The sequence below is a fragment of the Legionella brunensis genome, assembly GCF_001467025.1.
Classification (GTDB): Bacteria; Pseudomonadota; Gammaproteobacteria; order Legionellales; family Legionellaceae; genus Tatlockia; species Tatlockia brunensis.
This window is the reverse complement of the sequence record NZ_LNXV01000008.1, coordinates 126718-150049: the sequence shown is the minus strand read 5'-3', so window position 1 is coordinate 150049 and position 23332 is coordinate 126718. Positions and strand designations below refer to the sequence as shown.

Below are 23332 nucleotides of genomic sequence, written 5' to 3'. Positions count from 1 at the left end.
CCAAATACTGTATTGAAAATCATGAGTGGGTTTATAGATAGATAAATCTATTATTAAATACTAAATAATATCCAGCAAAAAGAGAGGGTTTAGTTGTTAATAAAACACAAAAAACGTCCGGCCCAGGTGTTTATTCAAAAGAAAATTATTAATTTCGCCAAATACAATATCATTATATGCACCTGTATCTGTCATTATACGATAGGTTCTAACTCTGTTTGTTGTTCTAACACCACTCCTAATAAAATCAAACTGTCTCGCAATTATCCAGGCACCATACCATCATTCAAAACCTAGAAACTTGGTTGTCGCGAATGCCAAAGAAATTCCTGTTAATGAATAGAAAAGCTGGTTTTCACTCTGCGTCAAACCTAGCTACGCTTGCTTAACATGATCAAATATTTAGTATTTAACTTATTTAATTAATAATTTGTTAATATTTTTAGCGTAAAGTACAAACATATGACTTTCATAGATTGATCCTCTTATAAAATAGGTAACTAATGAGTAAAAGCTTTAAGAAAATTATTAATCAGCTTCTGGAATTGAAAGTATTTCGCTCCAATCCTTCATTAAGTCAAATAGATTTAGAATATGCAGGAGAAGAAGTTCTCACTCAAGGAAAGCCATCACAACAAGAACCCTGTCAGTATTTAGATGAAAAAGAGCGACAAAATTATTTATTAGTGGGAAAGATGGATCATAATAATGATTATAAATTATATTATAAATCCAATGGAAAACTTGCTGATACTAGTAATTTTAATGGGAAAATGGGGTTATCTTATGCAGCTTATGCAATTGATAAATTCGGAAGAATGTATATTAATGAGCATATAAGTAGTCATAATAAAAATGATAAAAACAATTTTTTCTTCCATAGTAGTTTTCTTTCTGGGCAGGCTGGTGTGTGTTTTGGAATGTGTGTTATTAAAAATGGAAAAATTGAATTTATTGACAATCGAAGTGGACACTATAAGCCTACTACGCAACATTTGAAGAATGCTATCGAAAGATTAATGCCATATTTTTCCCCTAGTGCAAAAGTCTATTGTCAGCAGGAAGCCCCTAAAGAGGATAGTAGTGAGGAAATATTCTTAGGAGATTTTTTCCATGAAGAATCTGAAGATTACTCAATTTCGGAATTTCTCGCTCGGTTTTAGGACATCGTCGAGTTAACTAATTGGTTCTTCTCTCCTCTCATAGATTCTCCTGGATTCATGGTAAGAAAGACTCTTAGGCTTCGAAATACAATTGTTGAGCTTCAAACAAATCATTGGTATTTTTTCTTTCTTTAGCCTGTTCAATTTTAATTCATATAAAGATAAGGTATTGTATTGCCTTATACTTCCATAAGATGAATAGAGCTGTCGGACTAGAGGTCCCAAACTTAGCTCTTGCTATGATACTGATTTTAAATTCTCGTGTTCTTCTTCTCCTGATACAATTCGATTTTTTTCAATTTAAGATTTCAAATGAAATTAAAAGCTAATGCAAAAAATTCAAATACATTCTTTTATAAAAAAGAAACAGGTAATGAGGAACTTTCTACTCATTTTCCCTTTCCCAATAATGAGCTGATACGAAATGAGAAAAACGAAATTATAGGGGTTATTTCACGCGAGTTACCCACATTCAAACGATTCTCACCAATGAAAATTGAACCAGAAGTTGATCCATGCTTTAACGTATTAATGTAAGAAGATGATTTTCTCAAATTGGCATCTAACTATGAATCCGGCCTAGTAAACAATTCTTATGCTAATATTTTATAAATACAAGTTAAACTATCGTTAGTAAATGGAAAAAATTTTACATGTCGCTTTTTTTGACAAAGTGACTGTAGATTCCCTTCATTGTTACTCGAAAAAAATAAGCCTCAATAAATGATCAGAAACAAATCTTAGTGGTATAATTTAAAGCACAAGACCCGCCATTAAGAGTTTTAAATGTTCAGAAAAAGCTTAACACTCCTATTCTTATACTTAATCACCTCTTCAGCTTTTTCTACCCCAGCCTCAATAAGCAATGTTGTTGTCTTTGGTGATAGTTTTTCTGATCGAGGATTTATCGCAGGACAGGGGGGATTTAATCGTTATTCCAATGGTCCTGTATGGCCTGAATACCTAACCAATACATTGAGTAAAACCTGCTTACAGGATTATGCTTGGGGTGGTGCAAAATCCGATCAAACCAATTTCAATCACCTTAATTGGTCAGGTCTTTTGTGGCAGATTGATCGTTATCAAATGACGAGTAATCCTGAGAAAACCTTGCATATTATTTGGGTAGGGGTAAATGATCTGCTTTTAGGAGATACCGATGGTAAAATTCCTGCCGCAAATGTTATGGTCGCCATTGATAAATTGATAAATAAAGGCGTAAAACACATTGCTATTTTTAATTTACCCGATTTTTCATTAGCTCCTGCCTATAATGATTCTCAACTCCCTGAATATAAGGAATATTCCCCTCTCAAAAATCAAGTTAAACAAGATTTAAAGTCTTATAATGAAACTTTAAAAATCTTGTTGGAGCAAAAGAAAAAGGATTATTCATCAAGCGCCCTTGAGGTAAATATTTACTTCGTAGATTTATCTAATTTTTTTACTAACTTAATAAAAGAGTACAACAACAAACAATCCCCTTGGCAAGGTACTTATACCTACCCTAAACCGAATAACTATTTCTGGTGGGATCACTGGCACCCAACGACTAGTGTTCATCAACGAATTGCCCAATATGTTAAGAAATCGCTGGAGAAACAACAGGTGACACTAGAAAACTCCGCTCCGTGAGTTTACTTACAAAGCATCCCCTGGGCTTTCGTGTGTAATTACCACGTTGATGGATAATAAAACAAGACCACCTTAATCTATAATTACACAAAAAAAACCACTGGTTAGGACTTAAATGACTAGAGCTTCTACAGATGAAAATTGTTGGTTATTCTCTTTGTCGCAAGATGAGCCTAATACCGTAGCTTCAGCACTCAGTGATCTAACTAAAGAAGGATGTTTGACACAAAAAACAAAAACCTTCCTTACACAATATTTGGTATATGTTGATAAATTAAGTAAAAAGGTCGACCCAACGAATGAAGAAAGCAACGAAGTTGCCTGTTTACGTCATACTATACCCTCTTTAAGCAAGGCTTTTATCTTTCTGGAAAAGGAAGACATATTAACAGACGAAGCATGGCAATTGCTTAAAGATAACCCCTTTTATGCATCGCAAATAAGCCAAGGACTGTGTGTTTTAAAGAAAAAGTGGGCTCAGTAAAGAGCTGGCCTTTTCCTTAATTCAAACTCCGGATGATGCCCTGGAAATTAGCGGATTGGATAAGTTATTAAAATTTAATGTGCTTAACGAAGCGGATATAAAATTGTTTAAAGCTCATGCCCATAATGCTGATAATTTAGAGCTTATCCTATCAAATTTAGCCAGTGCCGGAATCTTAACTGATAAGACAGGGTTATTTTTAGCGCAAAACGGGGAAAAAGCGCCACTTATTGGGAAGACAATACATAAGATACAAGAAGCCAACTTGCTAAACAGTAAAACATTTGCATTATTCATGCAGGTCGAACTCACTGCAGATAACGTTAATAATATTGAACAAATTATTAAAACCAAACTACAATCCAGCAACAAAATCCATCAATTGAAAGAAATCATTCAACGAACACTAGAGAAAATCCCAAACCATCACTCAGGATTTTTTAATACTACAACGAAAAAAGATGCTATCGAAGCTGGCTTATCACGTCTAGCGAAAGCGACTCCCAATATCTCTTCAGCGGCAATGTTAGATTGGAAAGAAGGCGAACACCCCAGTTTACATGAAATTATAAGTGGCCTTGCTTCTGATAAAAATCCAGCCCTGCAAACGCTTCACCAAGAAATCGCGGAAATTGATGAACAGCAAATGGAGTTCAAACCTTAACGCTTGATAGTCACCTTACCCCATCGAGTATGGTTCCTAATCATAGAAAACATAAAAAAATAACCTAACTGTAAATTCAAATAACAAATAGATCATTATTTTAATATTCCTTTAAGATTTAATCATTAAAATGGGTTATTATTTTTTACTTGATGACTATTATGCTCAAAAGAACTATCGCATTTTTCCCAGTTAGTACTCAGAATAACTATGTAGCTACACAAGACACTTCACTAGATAAAGTCAAAAAATATATTGATGCCCAAATAGAGTACAATAAATTTTTAATGGAAAGACTACTTAGAGGTAATAAAGAGGAAATATTTGAAATTGTTACTTCCTTGTTCCTGGATTTAACTGATATCCCTCGTTCAATTAAGTTGCCTCCCAGTAAAATTCTTGATGAATTTAAGCAAGAATTTATAGATCATATAATGACTGATTTAAAGGAATACATCCGTCTTAAGGAGTGTGCGAATAATAATAATAATAATAATACAAATATGGATTACCTTTATTTAAATATTCAGTTTGTTTATCAAATCTGGCTTTTAGGGGTACAAAGTATAACCGCAAAAAAAGTGGAACTAATATTAAGTCATATATATGACGGAAAGGATTTAAAGAAAAAAACTAAAGAAGTTTTATATAGAATTACTACCAAAAGCATACAATCTCCCTTAATGGCTGAAATTCTTGGACTTTCTGAAATGCTTAGCTTTATAGAATCCGAAGTCAGTCCTTATTGTCTTAAATTAAAAGATGATGTTCAAATCTTTCAGGAAAAAGGCCTAACGTATATTTCCATAACCAATGAAGCCATGAGTGGAAAAAATAAAAAAATACTTCAATTTTTAAAACAAAATCCAACGGATCAAGCGTTTTTATCTTTGGTTGACAAATGGATTAAAACTAATAACGCACTTAAAACTGCTAAACCAAGTAGTGACATCAATGATAGCTACTTGGTTACCTTCGAAAAAATGAAAGCTAAGTATCAACTAGAGGATGAAATAGATAGAGTTATAGAAGAGATAAATGCGCGAAAACAAGCTTCTAAAACAGCAGAAACTTTAGAAAAAACTAAGGTTGTCAGTGAAAATCAATCTGAAATTGGGTTGCCACCTCAATCTCGTTCAAAAGTAAGCAAGAGAGGAAATCGTCCTGCAAAAATTGTCAGACAGGAAGAGAACTTACAAAGCCTCCAAACCTCTGTTGAAGCACTAGAAGAGACTGAAAAACCTTTAAACTCTTCTACTAATGTGAAAGAAGCTGTTACAGAATCCTCTAGAGATCAATTAGAAAAAGATATGTCACCCCAGTTGTCTAGTTGCTCATCCTACGTAGAAACAACTAACTATAATTCAACTACAGAGCAAACAGCTGACATCTCTGAATCGAGTACGTATGAAGAGGATGAAGAAAAACTAAACGAAGATGAGAATATAGAAGCTTATTCTTATGTACAAGATTATTCACTATTTGCTAAAAAGAATAATAACGCTCGACCACAGCAGCATGATGAAAAACCTAAACGCAATGTATTAAATCTTAATAAAGAGCAACAAGAAACATACTTAAAAGTTTTTGATTTAATGCCGTATGAGTCAATTAATCTAAGAGCGCTAGTAAACCTTACTCAAGCACTTGGTGGAACTTTAAAGACAACTGGGGCAAATCGCTGTCGAATTGAATTAAAAAATATTTATGCCCACATATTGGTTCCTAAAGAAGCACTAACCAAAGCTTGCAATAAAGCCACTGTGACTATGCACGGTGGTGGACATCGCAGTACCAGCAGTCAAAATAATGATAGAGAAGAAGCTCCTAACTATCTAATTAGCCAATTTAAGGCTGCATTTATTCGAGCAGGCTATACCCCAATCAACTTAGGCTTAGATCCTGAGAATACTGATGCTCCTAAAATAGAAACCTAGTGAAACTCTAATTAGGAAATCTGGTTAACATCCAGCGACAACCAGATTTCCTAGTCAATAAATAATCATTTGTGACACAGCATGATGTCAAGATTTCATAGCTAACTCGATTTATGCTCTCTGGTTGCTACCAACTACTTGCTGCGCTATTCTCGTAAATAACAGATGGGCATTATAAGGAGATAAAATGCCTGAGATTATTACCAAATACCCGCTTGAACTCTGCCGCAGTGTGGATCTCATCATGACTTTTATTGGCTCATTGCTCGTAGTGTTGCCTTAGGTATACTCGCAGGCGTAAAAATAAGTCCTCACAACAAGAAAAATACCTAAGTCGACTCTTTTTTAATAAGTAATACAATTATTTATCTTTTATCGAGTTCCCCGATGCTTGATGAACCTGATTTCGTAGTCTTTAATAAAAATACCTTAGCTTGTTAGCTCGCATTTAGGATTGAAATGAACAATGCAACGCCTCAAAAACTAATTCCTTTAGTTCAGGAACTCAGAGCATTAAAAATTTTGGAACATGATGATACTTCTAACATTGCTCGTGTTTCAGCGATTTTAAGTTCCTGGGTGAGTAGAGATGATTGGCTTGAAGAGCACTATTTTGAAGTAGATACCGTGCAAGGTTTTACCTCTTGGCTACTTCATGAAGAGCCAGATCACTCTTTAGCGATTAATTTGCTCACCTGGGAGCCTAAACGCGAAATTACGCCGCATGATCACAACACTTGGGGGGTTGTGGGTTGTATCAGAGGAATTGAAGAAAATTATTTTTGGACACGTTTGGATGATGGTTCAAAACCAGGTTATGCAAAAATTAAACGGGAAAATAACTTCCTGCGCTGTTTTCCTGGAGATATCATTAGATTAGCTGCAGATGATATTCATAGTGTTATCAATATTTCTGATTCAGTTGGAATTTCACTCCACGTTTATGGAAAAAATTTAAATTACACTAATCGTAGCAAGTATGATCCTATCAACAATAAATTCGAACCTTTTATTATCGATTTTAGTTAATTTTCAAGTCTCAACTCTTTTGCTAAGCAGACCCTCGTTTTTATAAGTACGATGTCTTCCTCATGTTAAATATTTTTTTCTCTCCAAAAAATTAAAATACTGAATGAGGTACTTTGCGATTGTAACCAACTAATTCGTTTAAAATACCGTCTTACCTTTCTATTTAAAAGTTTGTATCTGAGCCTGATGAGCTCTAAATTGAAGTTCCTCTTCACAATTACCCCCAATCATCTGGTTAGGTTAATTATGAGTCAACTCGGTATAAAACAATAGATTGTTATTTTAATATTTTCTTAATACTTAACCATTAAAATGGTTATTATTTATACTTAGTGACCATTATGCTTAAAAGAAATATCGCGTTTTTCCAAGATAACACCCAGAATGCCAATCAAGAGACACAAGAGTCTTCACTAGATAAAGTCAAAAAACATCTTGATGCTCAAATAGAATACAATAGGTTTTTAATGGAAAGACTGCTAAGAGGTAAAAGCGAAGATATATTTGAAATTGTTGCCTCAATGTTCCTGGATCTATCTGAAGTCCCACGTTCAATCAAGTTGCCTCCAAGTAACATTCTTGAGGAACTTAAAAAAGAATTTATAACTCATATAGTAGCTGATTTAAAAGAGTATCAACGCCTTAAGGATTGTGCCAATAAGGGTACTAATTTGGATTACCTTTATTTAAGTATTCACTTTACCTGTAAAAACTGGCTTTTGGGGGTCCAAAATACCCAACCCAAAAAATTGGAACTATTATTATCTCATCTATATAGCGGAAATGATTTAAAGAAAAAAGTTAAAGAAATTTTATATAGAATTCATACTAAAAGCTTAAAATCCCCCTTAATGGCTGAAATTTTTAACCTCTCGGAAATACTTAGTATTTTAGAACCTGAAGTTAGTCATGATTGCCTTAGATTTAAAGATGATATCCAAATCATTCAGGACAAGGACATGACAGTTATTTCAATTACTGAAGAAGCAATGAGCGGAAAAAGTAAAAAAATAATTCAATTTTTAGATAAAAATCCGTCTAATCTAGAGTTTTTATCTCTTGTAGAAAAATGGATTGAAGCAAATAATAAACTTAAGACTGCTGAAGTAAGCAGCAACCTCAATGATAGCTACCTGGTTACCTTTGAAAGGATGAAAATTAAGTATCAAGTAGAGGATGAAATAAATAGATTTTTACAAGAGGCAGCTGCGCGTCAAAAAGATTCCAAAATTGCAGAAACTTTAGAAGCACCTAAGGATGTCGGTGAAAATCAGTCTGAAATTGGGTTGTCATCGCAGCCCTCTAAATCTCGTAAAAAAGTGCGAGAGAGAGGAAATCATCCTGTAAAAATGGGCAAACAGGAAGCAATTTTGCAAAGCGAGAAAACCTCTGTTGAACGACTAGAAGAGATTGAGAAACCTTTAAAATCTTCTTATAGTATGAAAGAGGCTGTTATTGAGCCCCCTAAAGATCAATTAGAACAGGATATGCTGCCCCAATTGCCTAGTTCGTCACACGTAGAGACCATTCATTTTAATTCAACTACAGTGCAGGAAGCCGATATCTCTATAACGAGCTTAAAGCATGAAGAAGATGAAGAGAAACTAAACGAAAATGTTGAGACTTATACTTACGTACAAGACTATACGCTATTTGCTAAAAAGAATGATGCTCGGCAGCAGCAACAGAAAGATGATAAAAAACCTAAACGCAATGTTTTAAATCTTAATAAAGAGCAACAAGAAACATACTTAAAAGTTTTTGATTTAATGCAGTATGAGTCAATTAATCTAAGGGCGCTAGTAAACCTTACTCAAGCACTTGGTGGAACTTTAAAGACAACTGGGGCAAATCGCTGTCGAATCGAATTAAAAAATATTTATGCCCACTTATTAGTCCCTGAAGAAGCGCTTGCCAAAGCTTGTGATAAAGCCACTGTTACTATGCACGGTGGGGGACATCGCAGTAAGAGTAGCCAAAATAATGATAGGGAAAAAGCCCCTGACTATCTAATCAGCCAATTTAAGGCTGCATTTATTCGAGCAGGCTACACACCAATCAATTTAGGCTTAAATTCTGATATTACTTCAAATGAATCACCCACACTAGAGAATTAGTGAGGCTCTTTTTAGAAAATCTGGTTGACATATCTCTACAACCAGATTTTCTAGTCAATAAATAATCATTTGCGACACAGCATAATATCAAGGTTTCATAGCTAAACTCGATTTAGCTCTCTGGTTGCTACCAACTACTTGCTGCGCTATTCTCGTAAATAACAGATGGGCATTATAAGGAGATAAAATGCCTGAGATTATTACCAAATACCCAGAGGCTGTTTTCAAGGTATTGAAAGGTGCGAATGTTCAATGCGGTATTGGCGATAAGCAAGCAATTCTGCGTAACTGCCCTGAAAATCGTTTTTGCGCATTACCCACTGGCGAGCTTTGTGTTTATGGTATTGGCGATATTTCCAAAATGACTCAAATCCATGCCCTTGAGCTCTGTCGCAGCACTGATATCATTATGCCCTTTATCGGCGCACTACTTATGGTGTTTGCTTTGGGCATCCTCACGGGCATAAAAATAAGCCCTCACAACAAGAAGCGCGCATAGGTTCATTCTTGCCCGAAAGTTCTTATTTTAATAAGTACATAGATCGCCTGACAGCAACCTGTTTGAGCTTATTTGCCTATACAAAAACTGGAAAAAATTCGCCCTAAAAGATCGTCTGAAGAAAACTCACCGGTGATTTCGCATAAAGCTTGGTGAGCCAGACGTAAATCCTCTGCTAAAAGCTCTCCTGCACGGTGATCAGCTAATTGCTTTTGGCCTGTAACTAGAAATCTCTTCGCTTCATCCAAAGCTTGTAAGTGGCGTCTTCTTGCTAAAAACTGCCCTTCAGTTGGTTGATAACCCACGACTTCCTTGATTTTCTCTTTTAGAAGTTCAAGACCTTCACCCGATTTTGCGGAAATATAAAGGGTATGTTCATCTTTCTTAGCTGGCAAATTCAACGAATCGATTTTATTAAAAACCTGAATGACAGGGACACCTGCAGGTAACGCGTTACGGATCTCATCACTTAAATCAATACTGGCTTCTTTTTGGTTAATATCTATAACCATAAGCACGCAATCGGCACGGCTAACCTCTTGCCAAGCACGTTTTATCCCTTCTTGTTCAACTAAGTCGTCGCTTTCTCTAAGACCTGCTGTATCGACTAAATGCAAGGGAATATCATCCAATAAAATATTCTCTCGCATCACATCGCGTGTGGTTCCTGCAACATCGGTCACAATAGCTACATCGCGGCCTGACAAACCATTAATTAAGGTTGATTTTCCCGCATTAGGTCGTCCTGCAATGACAATTGCTAATCCTTCTCGTAAGATGGCTCCTTGAGTAGCACTAGAACGTATTGTGGTTAGCTGCTCTAAAATTGTGGCTAATAAGGTGGCTACTTTCCCATCACTTAAAAAATCAATCTCCTCCTCTGGAAAATCAATAGCAGCTTCAACAAATAAGCGTAAATGAATAATTTGTTCATTAAGCTCATGAATTTTTTTAGAAAAATCCCCTTGCAGTGAGCGTACTGCCAAGCGAGCAGCGGTTTGTGAACTGGCGTGAATTAAGTCAGCAATGGCCTCTGCCTGCGTTAAATCAATTTTATCATTAAGGAATGCCCGCTCGGAAAATTCACCTGGTCTTGCCAGTCTCGCCCCAGCGACAACACATTCACTCAATAAACTATCAAGCGCTACAGGGGAACCATGGACTTGTAACTCCACAATATCTTCCCCTGTGAATGAATGGGGAGCTTTAAAGAAAATTGCTAAACCGGTATCGATAACTTCATTATCGTGATTTTTAAAAGAGCAATAATTAGCTATACGAGGCTTTAAGGTTTTATGGCCATTTAGCACCATCGCAATGGCATAAGAAAGGGGGCCAGAAAGACGAACGATCCCTACCCCACCTCGCCCAGGCGGAGTAGCGATCGCCACAATAGTATCAACTTGCATTTATTTGGCAGGAATAAGCGTTGGCTTAGAGTTATCATCGCTATACTTACGCGTGATATACCATTGTTGCAAAATAGATAGGGTATTATTCACAATCCAGTACAACACTAAACCTGCTGGGAAATTCCAGAATAATGCAGTAAACAATATCGGTAAAAACATCATCAACTTAGCCTGCATTGGATCTGGGGGGGCTGGGTTTAATTTTTGCTGGATTAGCATGGTAGCCCCCATAATAATCGGCAAAACATGGTAAGGATCAGCTGCAGCCAAATCTTTTATCCAGAAAATAAAAGGAGCTTGTCTTAATTCAACACTTTCCAATAATACCCAATACAGCGCAATAAATACTGGGATTTGGATGATGATGGGTAAGCATCCACCCAAAGGATTAACTTTCTCTTGGCGATAAAGCTCCATGGTAGCTTGACTCATCTTAGCTTTATCATCGCCATAGCGGTCACGTAAGGCCTGGAGCTTTGGCTGTAATTTACGCATTCCAGCCATTGATTTATAACTGCTGGCTGACAAGCGATAGAAAGCCAATTTGATCAATACGGTCACTAAAACAATAGCCCATCCCCAGTTACCGACCACTGAATAAATGGCTTTCATTACTGAGAATAACAAGGAGGATAGAAACCATAACCAACCATAATCCACTGTTAAATCTAATCCAGGAGCGATGCCCTTTAAGACACTGGTAATTTCAGGTCCAACATATAGTTTAGAACCAACCTCTTTTTGAGCGCCTGGAGCAACAGTAATCGGCTGGCTAACCGCGCCAATTGTATAATCATTATTCGCTGCTCTGGTGTAAAACATGTTTGAGCTATCAGCATTTGGTACCCAGGCGCTTAGAAAATAATGCTGCTGCATTGCAATCCAGCCACCTTTCGCATTCACATCTAGGTTTGCTTTAGTCATATTCGGGAAAGTGACTTTTTGATAACGGTGCTGACCAGGACTTGAATAAGAGGCACCAGTGTAAGACCCCACATGGAATATACTCGACTTATCTTCTTGTGGGGAACTGCGTAGAAGCTGGGTATTCATATAACCCTGCCAGGCTGCACTACCTTGATTGCTAATAAGGTATTTAACCTCAATCAGGTAGCTACCCCGGGTAAAAGTAAATTGTTTCTTTACTTCTAGACCTTCTGGAGTTTTTCCTTCTAAAGTTACGATCAAATTTTTAGCATCATCTGCAAGTTCATATTTCTCTTGACTGCTGCTGAGGTTAAGATCGATGTTTTTTACTTCCTGACCCGCTGTTACGAATAGACTGCTGTTAGCAACATAACGTTGGTTGTCTTGATCTTGCAAAATAGTAATCGGTTTATTTTTTTCTTCCACACTGACTGGATAATCAAGCAATTGTGCCGTAACGATATTACCTTGCGCCAAATCAATGCTTAAATTTAAAACATCAGTTTTGACCTGGATTCTCTCTGCGGCGTTAGACTCAGCTTTATTATCACTTACCGATTCCTGGGCTTGGGTTGTAGAAGCAGGGTCTTGCACATTTGGCAATAAACTGTCGCTCTTAGCAGGAGTAGGAGTAGTGCTACTAGTGATTTTTGTCGGCTGTGAAGCAGGTGGATAATCTTTTTGCCAATTCATCCACAGCGAGTAAACAACCAGTGCCAGGGCTGCATATAAAACTACACGTCGTATATCCATCAATGATTCTCTTTGTTAGGTAATACAGGGTCATAACCACCAGGAGCCCAAGGATGGCAGCGTAGTAGTCTACGACAAGCCAACCACCCTCCTTTTAAAATTCCAAAATGCTTAATAGCGATAAGGGCATACTGGGAACAACTAGGGTAATAGCGACAACAAGGTTTCATGATTGGGCGCAAGAGCAATTGATAGAGAACTATAGGTAAGCAAATCAAGTTGCGTATAAAGCGATTAATTTGTCCCATGTTTTACCTAATGTGGCATTAATTGTTTTGTTTTCTACATTTGCTACGCCAGATCTTGCTAAAACAATCACGTCTATAGCTGGCAATTGCTTCACCCGAAACGTTTCACGCAATAAACGTTTCAAGCGATTTCGATCATGTGCCTGGGGTATCATTTTTTTCGATAGAGCTAACCCCAGCCTGGCATACCCCAGAGAATTTTTGCGATACAGAATAATGAACTCTGAGGTTACCACTTTTTTTGCTTGAGCAAACACGTGATCATAATCACTTTTTGTAAGTAATCGCCGTGTTTTGTCAAAACAATTCACTTACGCAGATAAACGTTTACGTCCTTTCGCACGACGACGCTTTAAAACTAAACGACCTCCGCGAGTTGACATACGTTGACGAAAACCATGATCGCGTTTGCGTTTCAAATTACTGGGTTGGAATGTGCGTTTCATGATGAACCTGTTGTTAATTAAATTTTTAAGGTTGGCAATGATAGAAAACTTTACATCAGCTGTCAAACGCTGGTGAGTAAAGTTTATTTTTTTTGTTACATCGCCTACTAACAATAAAAAAATGAAATTAAATATTTTGTTTTTTATTATTAGCTTAACCAAGGCTGTTAATAATTAATAAAAACAAATATTTTTCAATATGTTATTAAAAAATAAGGATGTTATAAACTCTTATATATTTATTGTATAGGATTGGTATAGTTCTTGATTCTCAAAAGTTGTTGTTACTTTATCCGCTACTTTTATTCAGAATATTAGTTAACTTTTCCACAAGGATATTTTACCTATTTATAATTTTTTGATAACGAAATTTAAAAGCCTTTAATAAAAATAAAATAATTTATTAATTTTACTTATTCTTATTATATGTCTTTTAAAAACTGTGAGTTTTTGTATAATTCTATTAATAAACAATAGGTTAATGTGTTTTTTTTCTGTTAATAAGCTCGTATTTAGTTCTGTAGTCATGGTTAACCAATTTCTTCTTAATTCTTACAGCCATTTTAAATTAAGAGTTTATCCCCGTGGTTTATTGATGTTATCCAAAGGTTATCAAACTTAAATTTTGTCCTTTATTCTCTTTAAATTCATTCAATTGCTTAAATATTTTCCTTTTTTATGTTCTAATGCTTCATTCAACTGTGGATAACTCTGTTTTTTTATGTAAGGCTGAGTATAATCTCTTATTTATCTGCAATGCTTTCTTAAGGCTATATCGTTCAGTCTGTTAGCTGGTATGTTTAATACCATCTTGACCATAATATTGATGAATTTCCTGAGCATGAATTCCCTTGCTCCCCAGGTCTATTCAGTGGCAATATTTATTTATGGTGCTCGTACTATCTGTTCGTTCTAGTCTTAATAGAACATGAGGAGTATTTGTGTCTGCGAATGTTTGGCAGAAATGTCTGGGTTTTTTAAAAGAGGAATATCCTCCCCAACAGTTTAATACATGGTTACGTCCGTTACAGGCTGAGTTCCAGGATGCTAATTTGGTATTGCTTGCCCCTAACCGATTTGTTGTTGATTGGGTAAAAAAGAACTTTTATTCACGAATAAAAGAGCTGGTCAATCAATTTGGTGGAGGTGTTGTTTCTTCTGTAAGCATTGAAATTGGCTCAAAGGCTGCATCTCCTATTGCTATTGAACCTGCTTCTAAAGAGGCATCAACAATTAGTAAGGTTGCTCCGAAGAAGACTGCTGATTATAAAAACAGCTACCTTAACAAGAAATTTCTTTTTGACAGCTTTGTTGAGGGCAACTCTAACCAGTTAGCCCGTGCTGCGTCGCTGCAAGTTGCTGAGCGCCCAGGCGAGGCTTATAATCCTTTATTCATTTATGGTGGTGTGGGATTGGGCAAAACGCATTTAATGCATGCAATAGGCAATACCATCTTAAAGAACAATCCTGAAGCTAAGGTTCTTTACCTGCATTCAGAACGCTTTGTTGCGGATATGGTCAAAGCACTGCAAACCAACTCCATTAATGAATTTAAGCGTTTTTATCGCTCTTTAAATGCATTACTTATTGATGATATTCAATTTTTTGCCGGAAAAGATCGTTCGCAAGAAGAATTCTTTCATACTTTCAATGCGTTACTTGAGGGCCAGCAACAAATCATCCTTACCAGTGACCGTTATCCTAAAGAAATTGAGGGTATGGAAGAACGGCTAAAATCACGTTTTGGTTGGGGATTAACCGTTGCTGTAGAACCCCCAGAGCTAGAAACACGTGTTGCTATTTTGATAAGCAAAGCCGAACAGTCTAATATTGAGCTCCCCTATGAAGTTGCTTTCTTCATTGCTAAACGAATTCGCTCTAATGTTCGTGAATTAGAAGGGGCATTAAGACGCGTCATTGCCAATGCTCATTTTACAGGTAAACTGATTACTATTGATTTTGTTCATGAAGCTTTACGTGATTTATTAGCTTTGCAAGATAAATTGGTCACTATTGAAAATATTCAAAAAACAGTGGCTGAATATTATAAAGTTAAGGTTGCTGATTTATTGTCTAAACGTCGCAGTCGATCTATTGCTCGCCCCAGGCAAATGGCCATGGCTCTAGCCAAAGAGCTAACAAACCACAGTTTGCCTGAAATTGGTGATCATTTTGGCGGTCGTGATCACACTACTGTAATTCATGCTTGTCGAAAGGTAAAAGAACTAATCCTGGCAGAGAATGATTTTGCTGAAGATTATAAAAATTTAATGCGTACGTTAACATCCTAATTTCGGACTCCATATGTTTGATTTGACGCTTGCTAAAGACCAATTATTGACGCCATTGTTAACAGTGGCTGGTGCTGTGGATAAAAAGCAGTCCTTGGCTATTTTAGCCAATATTTTGCTGAGCCTGGATAATAATCAATTAATGCTAACGGCCACAGATTTAGAAATGGAAATAACTGCTTGCGTTAACTGTAATGCTAGTAATTCTGCAGGAAAGATAACTATTCCTGCTAAGAAATTTATTGATATTATTCGTTCCCTTGAAGATGATGCCATTCCTTCAATTACTTTAAAGGCTGGCACCGTTGTGATTGGAGCTGGTCGTAGTCAATTTAAATTAGCCACACTTCCTGCTGATGATTTTCCCATCGGTGAGGATGAGGTGAGTGAGATTGAGTTAACTGTTCCGCGAGCGGCACTTATTCATTTATTGCAATCGACTCATTTTGCAATGTCACAACACGATGTCCGCGTTTTTTTAAATGGCTTGTTGCTTGAATTTGATGCGCAAACAATTACTGCTGTAGCCACTGATGGCCATCGCATGGCAGTCTGTAAATTTGCTTCCGAAAGTATTAATGAACATCATCGTTTCCTGCTCCCCAAAAAAGGTGTGCAAGAAATGCTGCGATTGTTAAATAATGTTGAGGATGAACAGATCGTCATTTCAGCCGGAAAAGGCCATTTTAAATTATCTACACGTCAATACACTTTCCAATCCAAGTTGATCGAAGCGCGTTTCCCTCCTTACGTCAAAGCTATTCCAAAGCAGCAAGATAAGTTTGTCCTGCTTGACCGCGATTCATTAAAGCGCGCCCTTTCTCGTATTGTCATTTTGGCTCATGAAAAATCGCGTGCAGTAGTGTTGCATATGCAACCTGGTATTCTCACCCTAATTGCTAATAACCAAGAGCAAGAAGAGGCTATGGAAACTCTTGAGGCCCATACTGATGGCAATGAGATAAAAATTGGTATTAATGCTGGCTATCTTTTAGACGTCTTGAATTTTTTTAGTGAAGGGCTGGTGCGTCTATCCATGTCTGCTACTGATAGCAGTATTTTGGTTGAGTCTGTCCAGGATGAGCAATATCAATATATTATTATGCCTATGAAATTATGAGCCTTGCTCGATTGCAGATCCATAATTTACGTAATATTAGTGCTGCACGTTTAGAGCTTCATCCACAAATTAATTTTATCCATGGTGACAATGGCAGTGGTAAAACTTCTTTGCTCGAAGCCATTTATCTCTTAGGGTGCGGACATTCTTTTCGTACTCGAGAAATTTTACCGCTTATTAGTCGAGGTCATGACTTTCTTACTGTTTTTGCGCGCACGATCGATGAGCAAAGCGTTAGTATCCAAAAATCTTTGAGCTCACCAACACAAGTGCGATTAAATACTCAGCCTTGTCAGAGTAGTAGTGAGTTAGCTCATTTTCTACCTTGTCAGGTTTTTTATCAGGATATCTTTCAAATTATTGATGCAGGCCCCTCTACACGCAGAAGTGTAATGGACTGGGGTTTGTTTCACGTGAAACAAAATTATCATTCCTTGTGGAAAGATTATCGGCGAGCATTAAAACAAAGGAATACCCTCTTAAAGCAAAAATCCTCACCTCATGAGCTTTCACCTTGGAATAATATTCTTGCTGAATTAGCCACGCAACTTCATCAAATGCGTGAATGCTATTTTTTACAACTTCGCCCTATATTTGAGGATACATTAAAACAACTGACTGATGTGCATTGCACTCTTAGTTATTACAAGGGTTGGGATAAAAGGCAAACAGGTAAGCCGCTGAATATAATTCTTGAAGAAAATTATCAGCCTGATGTGGTTCGTCAATATACGCATTATGGGGCCCATCATGCAGATTTATTTGTATTTAGTGAAGAGTTTAATGCCAAACAATATCTATCGCGTGGTCAACAAAAAATTATACTTTTCGCCCTTAAATTAGCTCAAGCGACATTAACACCTAGCTCCTGTATATATTTATGCGATGATCTTGCGTCGGAATTAGATAATGTACATGTTGAGCGTCTTCTTAATTTGATCTGCCAAATCAAAGGCCAATTTTTTATTACTTCAACTTCATTAGTACCCTCAATGTTTAATTTTATGAATGATTATCAGCAGTTTACACTTGTTGATGGCAACCTAATTTAAATACTTGCTTTCAATAGGTTGGTCTAAATTAAGATGTTTCACGTGAAATTTAATATTTCACATTGCCATAACCGTGATGCTTAATTTTTTAAGACTATTAAGTCGTTATACTTTTTGGTGAGAAAAGAATGTATGTGGGTGGAATTTGATCATTTTATAGGTAATAATACCCACTTTTACCTTCAGGTGATCCCGAAATGATTCTTGATTTTGCTTCAGTAACGCGGCTATTTGTTTTTTTGAATGAGCATATGGTGAACAGCGACCATGATGCGCGTGAGAAATGTTACGTCGCATCTAAGGGGATGACTAACATTATTGCTAGGCGAGTGACTGAGGCTGTTGTAACTAAACAAACAGATGAAGCAGAGGTGGTGCGAAAGTTTCTGGCTCAGCACAAAAGTTCGAAACTAAAAACACAAAAACAGCTTTTATTAGATGATATTAATGCTGCGATACTTAAGATAGCAAATTATGAAGCAACAGTTCTCTGTGTGTTACAATCATTTAAAAAAGGTTTAAATGGCTGTCAGGAACATGCAACACTTGTTAGTTTGGCTTTAATGAAACTCTATGGCGTCAATCGCGGTCCTCTCGTTGAAAATTTTAAAATTCAAGTTCCTAACACCTTTAATAATCACGAGTTTGTTGTGTTTGACCGCAGTGGAGAGGTAGAGGATGTTTCTACTTGGGGCAAAGCCCGAGTTTTGGATTCGTGGGGTAAATGGCAAGCGGGAATTGATAGTCTTCCTTTTGGAACAGGCCTTTATGACTATGCTAAAAATGGTAAAAGAAGTGGTCTTGCTATTTCCGTTATGCATGATAATCGCTTGGGTTTGCATAAGCTAACTCGATATAAAGATATGCCCAACCATTTCCTGCATAAGATTGAAAAGTTGACTTTGCAACTACTCGATAGAGAAATAGAAGTATTTATTAACGACATTGCTGAAAGCATTAAATTGCCTACGCTTACATTTTTACCTTCAGTTTCCCATTCCAATATGTTCAGCGAGTTTCCGGAATTGGCAAATGATGCTGATGCTAAAATCGAAATTGAAGTCTCAGGCGATAAGCCAATTGAACAGGAATCTCCTTTTTTCTCTTAATAAATTTATATTCTTCATTTTCTTCAAATTTACAATAGGATGTTTCACGTGAAACATCCTATTTCTTCACTTATAAAACTGATGCAATCATATAAAAAAGGCTCGTTTAGTGGTATAATAGACTATTTAATATCACCGTTAGGCAAAGAGGACTCTTATGAGCGTTGACGCCAGTTATGATTCGTCGAATATCAAAGTTTTAAAAGGCTTGGATGCTGTTAGAAAGCGTCCTGGTATGTACATAGGTGATACTGACGATGGTACTGGATTGCATCATATGGTCTTCGAGGTGGTGGATAACTCCATTGATGAGGCCTTGGCTGGTTATTGTCGCGAAATTCATGTCACTATCCATACTGATGAATCAATCACGGTGAGAGATGATGGTCGTGGTATTCCTGTCGATATTCATAAAGAAGAGGGACGCTCTGCTGCTGAAGTAATTATGACAGTCTTGCACGCAGGTGGAAAATTTGACGATAACTCGTATAAAGTTTCTGGTGGATTGCACGGAGTGGGTGTTTCTGTTGTTAATGCACTCTCCGAAGAATTGCATTTACTCATTCGTCGAAATGGCAAGATTCATGAGCAACATTACCGCAATGGAGTACCGGATGCGCCACTTGCAGTGACTGGCGAAGCCAATACTACTGGAACCCAAGTTTGGTTTAAACCTAGTGCCAATACGTTCACCAATATAGAGTTTCATTATGATATTTTGGCAAAACGTTTACGTGAGCTTTCTTTCTTAAACTCCGGTGTATGCATTCACTTATATGATGAAAGAACACAAAAACGGGATACTTTCCGTTATGAAGGTGGGATTCAAGCGTTTGTAGAGCATCTAAATCGTAATAAAACACCCATTATGCCTGTGGTTTTCACGCTGCTCGCAGACAGAGATAACATTGCAGTAGAACTGGCTATGCAATGGAATGACTCCTTCCAAGAAACAATCTTTTGTTTCACCAATAATATTCCTCAACGTGATGGTGGAACCCACTTAGCCGGATTCAGGGCAGCATTAACACGTACTCTCAACACGTACATTGAAAACGAGGGTTTTGCTAAAAAGGCAAAAGTGGTCACAACAGGGGATGATGCACGAGAAGGTTTAACGGCAGTACTGTCCGTTAAAGTTTCCGATCCCAAATTTTCTTCACAAACGAAAGATAAATTAGTTTCATCGGAGGTAAAGGCTGCCGTTGAATCGCTGGTGGCAGAAAAGTTAAACGATTTTCTTTTAGAAAATCCGGCTATTGCAAAATCAGTAGTAGGCAAAATGATTGATGCCGCTAGAGCAAGGGAAGCTGCTCGACGAGCGCGTGAAATGACGCGTCGAAAAGGAGCTCTTGATATTGCTGGTTTACCTGGCAAATTAGCCGACTGCCAAGAAAAAGATCCTGCACTTTCAGAATTATATATAGTCGAGGGAGATTCAGCAGGAGGTTCAGCGAAACAAGGGCGTGACAGGAAGTTTCAGGCTATCTTACCTCTTAAAGGTAAGATTCTTAATGTTGAAAAAGCGCGTTTTGATAAGATGCTTTCCTCTCAAGAGGTTGCGACACTAATTACTGCTTTAGGTTGTGGAATAGGTCCAGATGAATACGATCCTGACAAGATACGTTATCATCGTATTATTATTATGACCGATGCTGATGTTGACGGTTCGCACATTCGAACATTGCTATTAACCTTCTTCTATCGACAAGCTCCTGAGCTAATTGAGCGTGGATATATTTATATTGCTCAGCCACCTTTATACAAAGTGAAGCGTGGTAAACAGGAGCAATATGTTAAAGACGATGAAGCATTGTATGAATACTTAACACAAAGTGCGTTAGATGGCGCAGAGTTTATCCCAGGAAAGGATTTACCAGCAATTTCACCAGCTGCATTAGAAGAGTTGGTACTAAAATACAGACGTGTGGAAAAAGTAATTAAACGTCACACAAGGCGTTATCATGCAGAAGTTTTAAGAAGGATGATTTATTTACCTATTCTTCATAATGATGATTTCAATCATCAAGAAAAAATGAATGCCTGGGTTAATCAAATGCATTTGAGTTTGCAGCAGGTGGGTAGTAAAACGCATCAATATAAAGTTACTCTAATCCATCATATGGAAACGGATCATTATTTACCACAAGTGACGATTACTCAACATGGTATGGATACTCCTATCGTATTAAATGCAGAATTCTTCTATTCTAAAGATTATAAGGAAATGGCAAGTCTAGGTGCAAAACTAGCAACGCTTGTTGAAGAAGGGGCAATGATTAAGCGAGGAGATAAGAACCAAGCGGTTGAATCTTTTGAGCAAGCACTTGGCTGGATTATGGACGAAGCAAAACGGGGACAAACCATTCAACGATATAAAGGTCTTGGAGAAATGAACCCCGAACAACTTTGGGAAACTACAATGGATCCTGAGGTACGGCGTATGTTACAAGTCAGTATAGAAGATGCGGTTGCTGCCGATGAAATCTTTACAACTTTAATGGGAGATCAAGTCGAGCCAAGACGTGAGTTTATTGAATCTAATGCGCTCGAAGCAGAAAACATCGACATTTAATCACTCAGAATAAATCGGTGGATAAAATTGTGTCCATCGATTTATGCACTATTATTAGCAAAATCTTTTCTTCTACCATAGCTTATTTTAAAGTAACTTTGTTAAATAACGTCTTTTAAAGTGAATAAATTAGCAGAGAAAAGGGATGGTTGTCAGCTAGTGGAGCATTGCTTGAGACAGCTTCTAAATTCATCATAGATGAATTCCAACTAAAAGAAGAAACTCAAGTTTTACAATTCTGAAGTAAACAAGAAAGATGATAAGGAAGGAACAAAAAAAGGCCGCATCCTTGCGGCAGAGCACATCCATTGTGCTGGTCCCTTTGTTTGACGTCCTGTCAGACAATCCTTGTCATCCTTATGTATTTGAGTATATATCTTCCTTAAAAACTGTCATGGAGGAATTCGCTCTATGGTTTGTAAGAAATATCTCAAAGAGATGAGGGTTTTCTCTGTACAGCGTTTATTAATTTATCACTAAGCTAGAAATTAAATTTTTTGTAGAAATAAATCGCCCTTCTGATATTAGGGCGATTTATAAAGAATACTAATTAAAGGTTGCCTCTATCTTCTCCTCTTCAGTGGTGGCTGTAAACTGTTCTTGAGAAGAGGTATTAACAAAGAGCCCATCGCGATTTGCACCAACAGAAACGGTGTCCAGTTTAGTCTGCTCTCTTCTTGTTTCTGCCAATTGTCTAAATTGACTGCTTTTATCTTCAGATGTTTTTACCCCATAAGTATTAGAGCCTAATTCAGCCAATTTTCGTGAAATTGAAGAAAGCTTTTCCTCTGGAGCGGTGCTGACAAGTTTTTCTTCGATAGCATTCATATCGGGGATTACAGACGAAACCAAATGTGGAAATTTGTGAAATAATGAGACATTAAACTCACGACTCTCAAAAGCTAAATGAGGTTGTTCACCCTTTAGCGAGTTGAGCAATTTAATCAGCACACAAGCTTGACCAATAGATTCTGAAAATTTTGAACATACAAGCGAGCGATGAACTTTTTGATTTAATTTACTAAATTGTTCTGTCGGACAGCCAGAAATGATTTGTGTAACCAAATGGATTTGTTCTTTACTGGAGAGCGCTGCAATTGCCTCTCTACTCTCTAATAAAGACTCGCCTTGTTCTATGAGTAGCTCATAGGGATTTTCCATTGCTAACAAATCACTTTTTGTATATTTCATAGGTTAATCTCCTTATTTTGCCTGTTAAATGATGGGTAATTAATGACTAGATTAACTCTGGGCCAAAATGCTATTCAACGGCTTAAAAAATTTTTAGAGTTTTATTCCAGCACATTAATGATAGACCGGTGGTCACAATTAGATTTTTATTCAGGCAACACTATAGTAACGAAATCAGAAAGGGATGCAATGGCAATAATAATTTTGTTATTTACTAGTTTATTGGACTACCGGAGGAAATTCCTGATTTTCATCTATAGTTAGGGGTAAAGAAAAAGCATGAACAATATTTAATTATTTAAAAATAAATAAAAAATTATTAGGATAAAGAAAAATTTCATTAAACCTTAAAGTTTTATTTTGCCAGGACGACTATACTATTGAAGTAGTTGCCTGAATAAAATAATAATAAGGAGTAGGCAATGTCTAAAAATCATCTCTTACAAGACCCATTCCTGAATGAATTACGTAAGGAAAAAATTCCTGTTTCTGTATTTTTAGTGAATGGGATTAAATTACATGGAATTGTCGATTCATTTGATCAGTATGTCGTCATGTTGAAAAACTCTGTGACACAAATGGTTTATAAGCATGCGATATCAACCGTTGTGCCATCACGAATGGTGAAGATGCCCACTGGTGACGAAGAAGGAAATGTGGCAGACTAACTGCTTTTATTT

Annotated in this window: 21 protein-coding genes and 1 pseudogene; 15 read left to right on the top strand and 7 right to left on the bottom strand. The window is 36.8% G+C overall.

The genetic code is table 11. The annotated features are described in order from the left end of the window. Window positions 1–156 precede the first annotated feature (156 nt). Window positions 157–263, bottom strand: a pseudogene (locus Lbru_RS18035) (Tn3 family transposase); the annotation flags it as partial. 240 nt (window positions 264–503) lie between these two features. Here Lbru_RS18035 and Lbru_RS05825 point away from each other — a divergent pair. The 9 genes from Lbru_RS05825 to Lbru_RS05785 all read left to right on the top strand — a co-directional run bounded on the left by Lbru_RS05825 (window position 504) and on the right by Lbru_RS05785 (window position 9528). Beyond that, a complete protein-coding gene (locus tag Lbru_RS05825) occupies window positions 504–1163 on the top strand; it encodes a hypothetical protein (RefSeq protein WP_058441241.1) in 660 nt (219 codons plus the stop codon). 312 nt (window positions 1164–1475) lie between these two features. Further along, the gene (locus Lbru_RS05820) at window positions 1476–1700 is read left to right on the top strand and encodes a hypothetical protein (protein ID WP_058441240.1); all 225 of its coding nucleotides are present in this window, start codon (window positions 1476–1478) and stop codon (window positions 1698–1700) included. A 249-nt stretch (window positions 1701–1949) separates the two neighbouring features. Next, window positions 1950–2798, top strand: coding sequence for an SGNH/GDSL hydrolase family protein (locus tag Lbru_RS05815; protein ID WP_058441239.1), 849 nt, complete (start codon window positions 1950–1952; stop codon window positions 2796–2798). A gap of 115 nt (window positions 2799–2913) precedes the next feature. Beyond that, window positions 2914–3282: a hypothetical protein gene (locus tag Lbru_RS05810; protein WP_058441238.1), complete on the top strand. Its 369-nt coding sequence runs from the start codon at window positions 2914–2916 to the stop codon at window positions 3280–3282. A gap of 55 nt (window positions 3283–3337) precedes the next feature. Continuing rightward, the gene (locus Lbru_RS05805; RefSeq protein ID WP_058441237.1) at window positions 3338–3946 is read left to right on the top strand and encodes a hypothetical protein; all 609 of its coding nucleotides are present in this window, start codon (window positions 3338–3340) and stop codon (window positions 3944–3946) included. A 161-nt stretch (window positions 3947–4107) separates the two neighbouring features. Next, the gene (locus Lbru_RS05800; protein WP_058441236.1) at window positions 4108–5883 is read left to right on the top strand and encodes a hypothetical protein; all 1776 of its coding nucleotides are present in this window, start codon (window positions 4108–4110) and stop codon (window positions 5881–5883) included. Window positions 5884–6342: 459 nt separating this feature from the next. After that, window positions 6343–6912, top strand: a complete 570-nt coding sequence (locus Lbru_RS05795; RefSeq protein ID WP_058441235.1) for a cysteine dioxygenase family protein — start codon at window positions 6343–6345, stop codon at window positions 6910–6912. Window positions 6913–7253: 341 nt separating this feature from the next. Further along, window positions 7254–9029, top strand: coding sequence for a hypothetical protein (locus tag Lbru_RS05790; RefSeq protein WP_058441234.1), 1776 nt, complete (start codon window positions 7254–7256; stop codon window positions 9027–9029). A 187-nt stretch (window positions 9030–9216) separates the two neighbouring features. Next, window positions 9217–9528, top strand: a complete 312-nt coding sequence (locus Lbru_RS05785) for a hypothetical protein (protein ID WP_058441233.1) — start codon at window positions 9217–9219, stop codon at window positions 9526–9528. Between the two features lie 68 nt (window positions 9529–9596). On the opposite strand, the gene mnmE is transcribed toward Lbru_RS05785, so the two are convergent. Genes mnmE through rpmH form a run of 5 tightly spaced genes read right to left on the bottom strand, consistent with a single transcriptional unit; the run spans window position 9597 to window position 13314 of the window. Continuing rightward, window positions 9597–10937 carry a tRNA uridine-5-carboxymethylaminomethyl(34) synthesis GTPase MnmE gene (gene mnmE, locus Lbru_RS05780; RefSeq protein ID WP_058441232.1) on the bottom strand — a complete coding sequence of 447 codons (1341 nt, stop codon included), beginning with the start codon at window positions 10935–10937 and terminating at the stop codon, window positions 9597–9599. Beyond that, a complete protein-coding gene (gene yidC / locus Lbru_RS05775; protein ID WP_058441231.1) occupies window positions 10938–12620 on the bottom strand; it encodes a membrane protein insertase YidC in 1683 nt (560 codons plus the stop codon). After that, the gene (yidD, locus tag Lbru_RS05770; RefSeq protein WP_476630053.1) at window positions 12620–12790 is read right to left on the bottom strand and encodes a membrane protein insertion efficiency factor YidD; all 171 of its coding nucleotides are present in this window, start codon (window positions 12788–12790) and stop codon (window positions 12620–12622) included. Before yidD ends, yidC begins: the two co-directional genes overlap by 1 nt. A gap of 44 nt (window positions 12791–12834) precedes the next feature. Then, window positions 12835–13179 carry a ribonuclease P protein component gene (gene rnpA / locus Lbru_RS05765; RefSeq protein ID WP_058441230.1) on the bottom strand — a complete coding sequence of 115 codons (345 nt, stop codon included), beginning with the start codon at window positions 13177–13179 and terminating at the stop codon, window positions 12835–12837. Beyond that, window positions 13180–13314: a 50S ribosomal protein L34 gene (rpmH, locus tag Lbru_RS05760; protein ID WP_028372496.1), complete on the bottom strand. Its 135-nt coding sequence runs from the start codon at window positions 13312–13314 to the stop codon at window positions 13180–13182. It abuts the gene before it with no gap. Between the two features lie 941 nt (window positions 13315–14255). Here rpmH and dnaA point away from each other — a divergent pair. The 5 genes from dnaA (at window position 14256) to gyrB (ending at window position 21461) form a co-directional block, all read left to right on the top strand. Next, on the top strand, window positions 14256–15605 hold the full coding sequence (gene dnaA / locus Lbru_RS05755) for a chromosomal replication initiator protein DnaA (RefSeq protein WP_058441229.1): 1350 nt from the start codon (window positions 14256–14258) through the stop codon (window positions 15603–15605). A 13-nt stretch (window positions 15606–15618) separates the two neighbouring features. Then, window positions 15619–16725, top strand: a complete 1107-nt coding sequence (dnaN, locus tag Lbru_RS05750) for a DNA polymerase III subunit beta (protein ID WP_058441228.1) — start codon at window positions 15619–15621, stop codon at window positions 16723–16725. Then, complete coding sequence (gene recF / locus Lbru_RS05745; protein WP_058441227.1) at window positions 16722–17777, top strand: DNA replication/repair protein RecF; 1056 nt, start codon at window positions 16722–16724, stop codon at window positions 17775–17777. The genes dnaN and recF overlap by 4 nt, the downstream gene beginning before the upstream one ends. 197 nt (window positions 17778–17974) lie before the next feature. Next, window positions 17975–18886, top strand: a complete 912-nt coding sequence (locus Lbru_RS05740) for a hypothetical protein (RefSeq protein WP_058441226.1) — start codon at window positions 17975–17977, stop codon at window positions 18884–18886. Window positions 18887–19043: 157 nt separating this feature from the next. Then, the gene (gyrB, locus tag Lbru_RS05735) at window positions 19044–21461 is read left to right on the top strand and encodes a DNA topoisomerase (ATP-hydrolyzing) subunit B (RefSeq protein WP_058441225.1); all 2418 of its coding nucleotides are present in this window, start codon (window positions 19044–19046) and stop codon (window positions 21459–21461) included. Window positions 21462–22007: 546 nt separating this feature from the next. On the opposite strand, the gene Lbru_RS05730 is transcribed toward gyrB, so the two are convergent. Then, window positions 22008–22652, bottom strand: coding sequence for a hypothetical protein (locus Lbru_RS05730; protein WP_058441224.1), 645 nt, complete (start codon window positions 22650–22652; stop codon window positions 22008–22010). A 422-nt stretch (window positions 22653–23074) separates the two neighbouring features. Between Lbru_RS05730 and hfq the strand changes: the two genes are divergently transcribed. Further along, window positions 23075–23320 (top strand): RNA chaperone Hfq, encoded by a 246-nt coding sequence (gene hfq, locus Lbru_RS05725; RefSeq protein WP_058441223.1) that lies wholly within the window; start codon window positions 23075–23077, stop codon window positions 23318–23320. Window positions 23321–23332: the final 12 nt, after the last annotated feature.

Excerpts from the sequence above, each read along its gene's own strand:
- Lbru_RS05815 (WP_058441239.1), top strand. The coding sequence starts at position 1,950 with ATGTTCAGAAAAAGCTTAACACTCCTATTCTTATACTTAATCACCTCT.
- dnaN (WP_058441228.1), top strand. The coding sequence starts at position 15,619 with ATGTTTGATTTGACGCTTGCTAAAGACCAATTATTGACGCCATTGTTA.
- Lbru_RS05810 (WP_058441238.1), top strand. The coding sequence starts at position 2,914 with ATGACTAGAGCTTCTACAGATGAAAATTGTTGGTTATTCTCTTTGTCG.
- Lbru_RS05795 (WP_058441235.1), top strand. The coding sequence starts at position 6,343 with ATGAACAATGCAACGCCTCAAAAACTAATTCCTTTAGTTCAGGAACTC.
- Lbru_RS05790 (WP_058441234.1), top strand. The coding sequence starts at position 7,254 with ATGCTTAAAAGAAATATCGCGTTTTTCCAAGATAACACCCAGAATGCC.
- yidC (WP_058441231.1), bottom strand. The coding sequence starts at position 12,620 with ATGGATATACGACGTGTAGTTTTATATGCAGCCCTGGCACTGGTTGTT.
- hfq (WP_058441223.1), top strand. The coding sequence starts at position 23,075 with ATGTCTAAAAATCATCTCTTACAAGACCCATTCCTGAATGAATTACGT.
- Lbru_RS05825 (WP_058441241.1), top strand. The coding sequence starts at position 504 with ATGAGTAAAAGCTTTAAGAAAATTATTAATCAGCTTCTGGAATTGAAA.
- Lbru_RS05820 (WP_058441240.1), top strand. The coding sequence starts at position 1,476 with ATGAAATTAAAAGCTAATGCAAAAAATTCAAATACATTCTTTTATAAA.
- Lbru_RS05785 (WP_058441233.1), top strand. The coding sequence starts at position 9,217 with ATGCCTGAGATTATTACCAAATACCCAGAGGCTGTTTTCAAGGTATTG.
- Lbru_RS05800 (WP_058441236.1), top strand. The coding sequence starts at position 4,108 with ATGCTCAAAAGAACTATCGCATTTTTCCCAGTTAGTACTCAGAATAAC.
- recF (WP_058441227.1), top strand. The coding sequence starts at position 16,722 with ATGAGCCTTGCTCGATTGCAGATCCATAATTTACGTAATATTAGTGCT.
- rpmH (WP_028372496.1), bottom strand. The coding sequence starts at position 13,314 with ATGAAACGCACATTCCAACCCAGTAATTTGAAACGCAAACGCGATCAT.
- Lbru_RS05740 (WP_058441226.1), top strand. The coding sequence starts at position 17,975 with ATGATTCTTGATTTTGCTTCAGTAACGCGGCTATTTGTTTTTTTGAAT.
- mnmE (WP_058441232.1), bottom strand. The coding sequence starts at position 10,937 with ATGCAAGTTGATACTATTGTGGCGATCGCTACTCCGCCTGGGCGAGGT.
- gyrB (WP_058441225.1), top strand. The coding sequence starts at position 19,044 with ATGAGCGTTGACGCCAGTTATGATTCGTCGAATATCAAAGTTTTAAAA.
- Lbru_RS05730 (WP_058441224.1), bottom strand. The coding sequence starts at position 22,652 with ATGAAATATACAAAAAGTGATTTGTTAGCAATGGAAAATCCCTATGAG.
- yidD (WP_476630053.1), bottom strand. The coding sequence starts at position 12,790 with ATGAAACCTTGTTGTCGCTATTACCCTAGTTGTTCCCAGTATGCCCTT.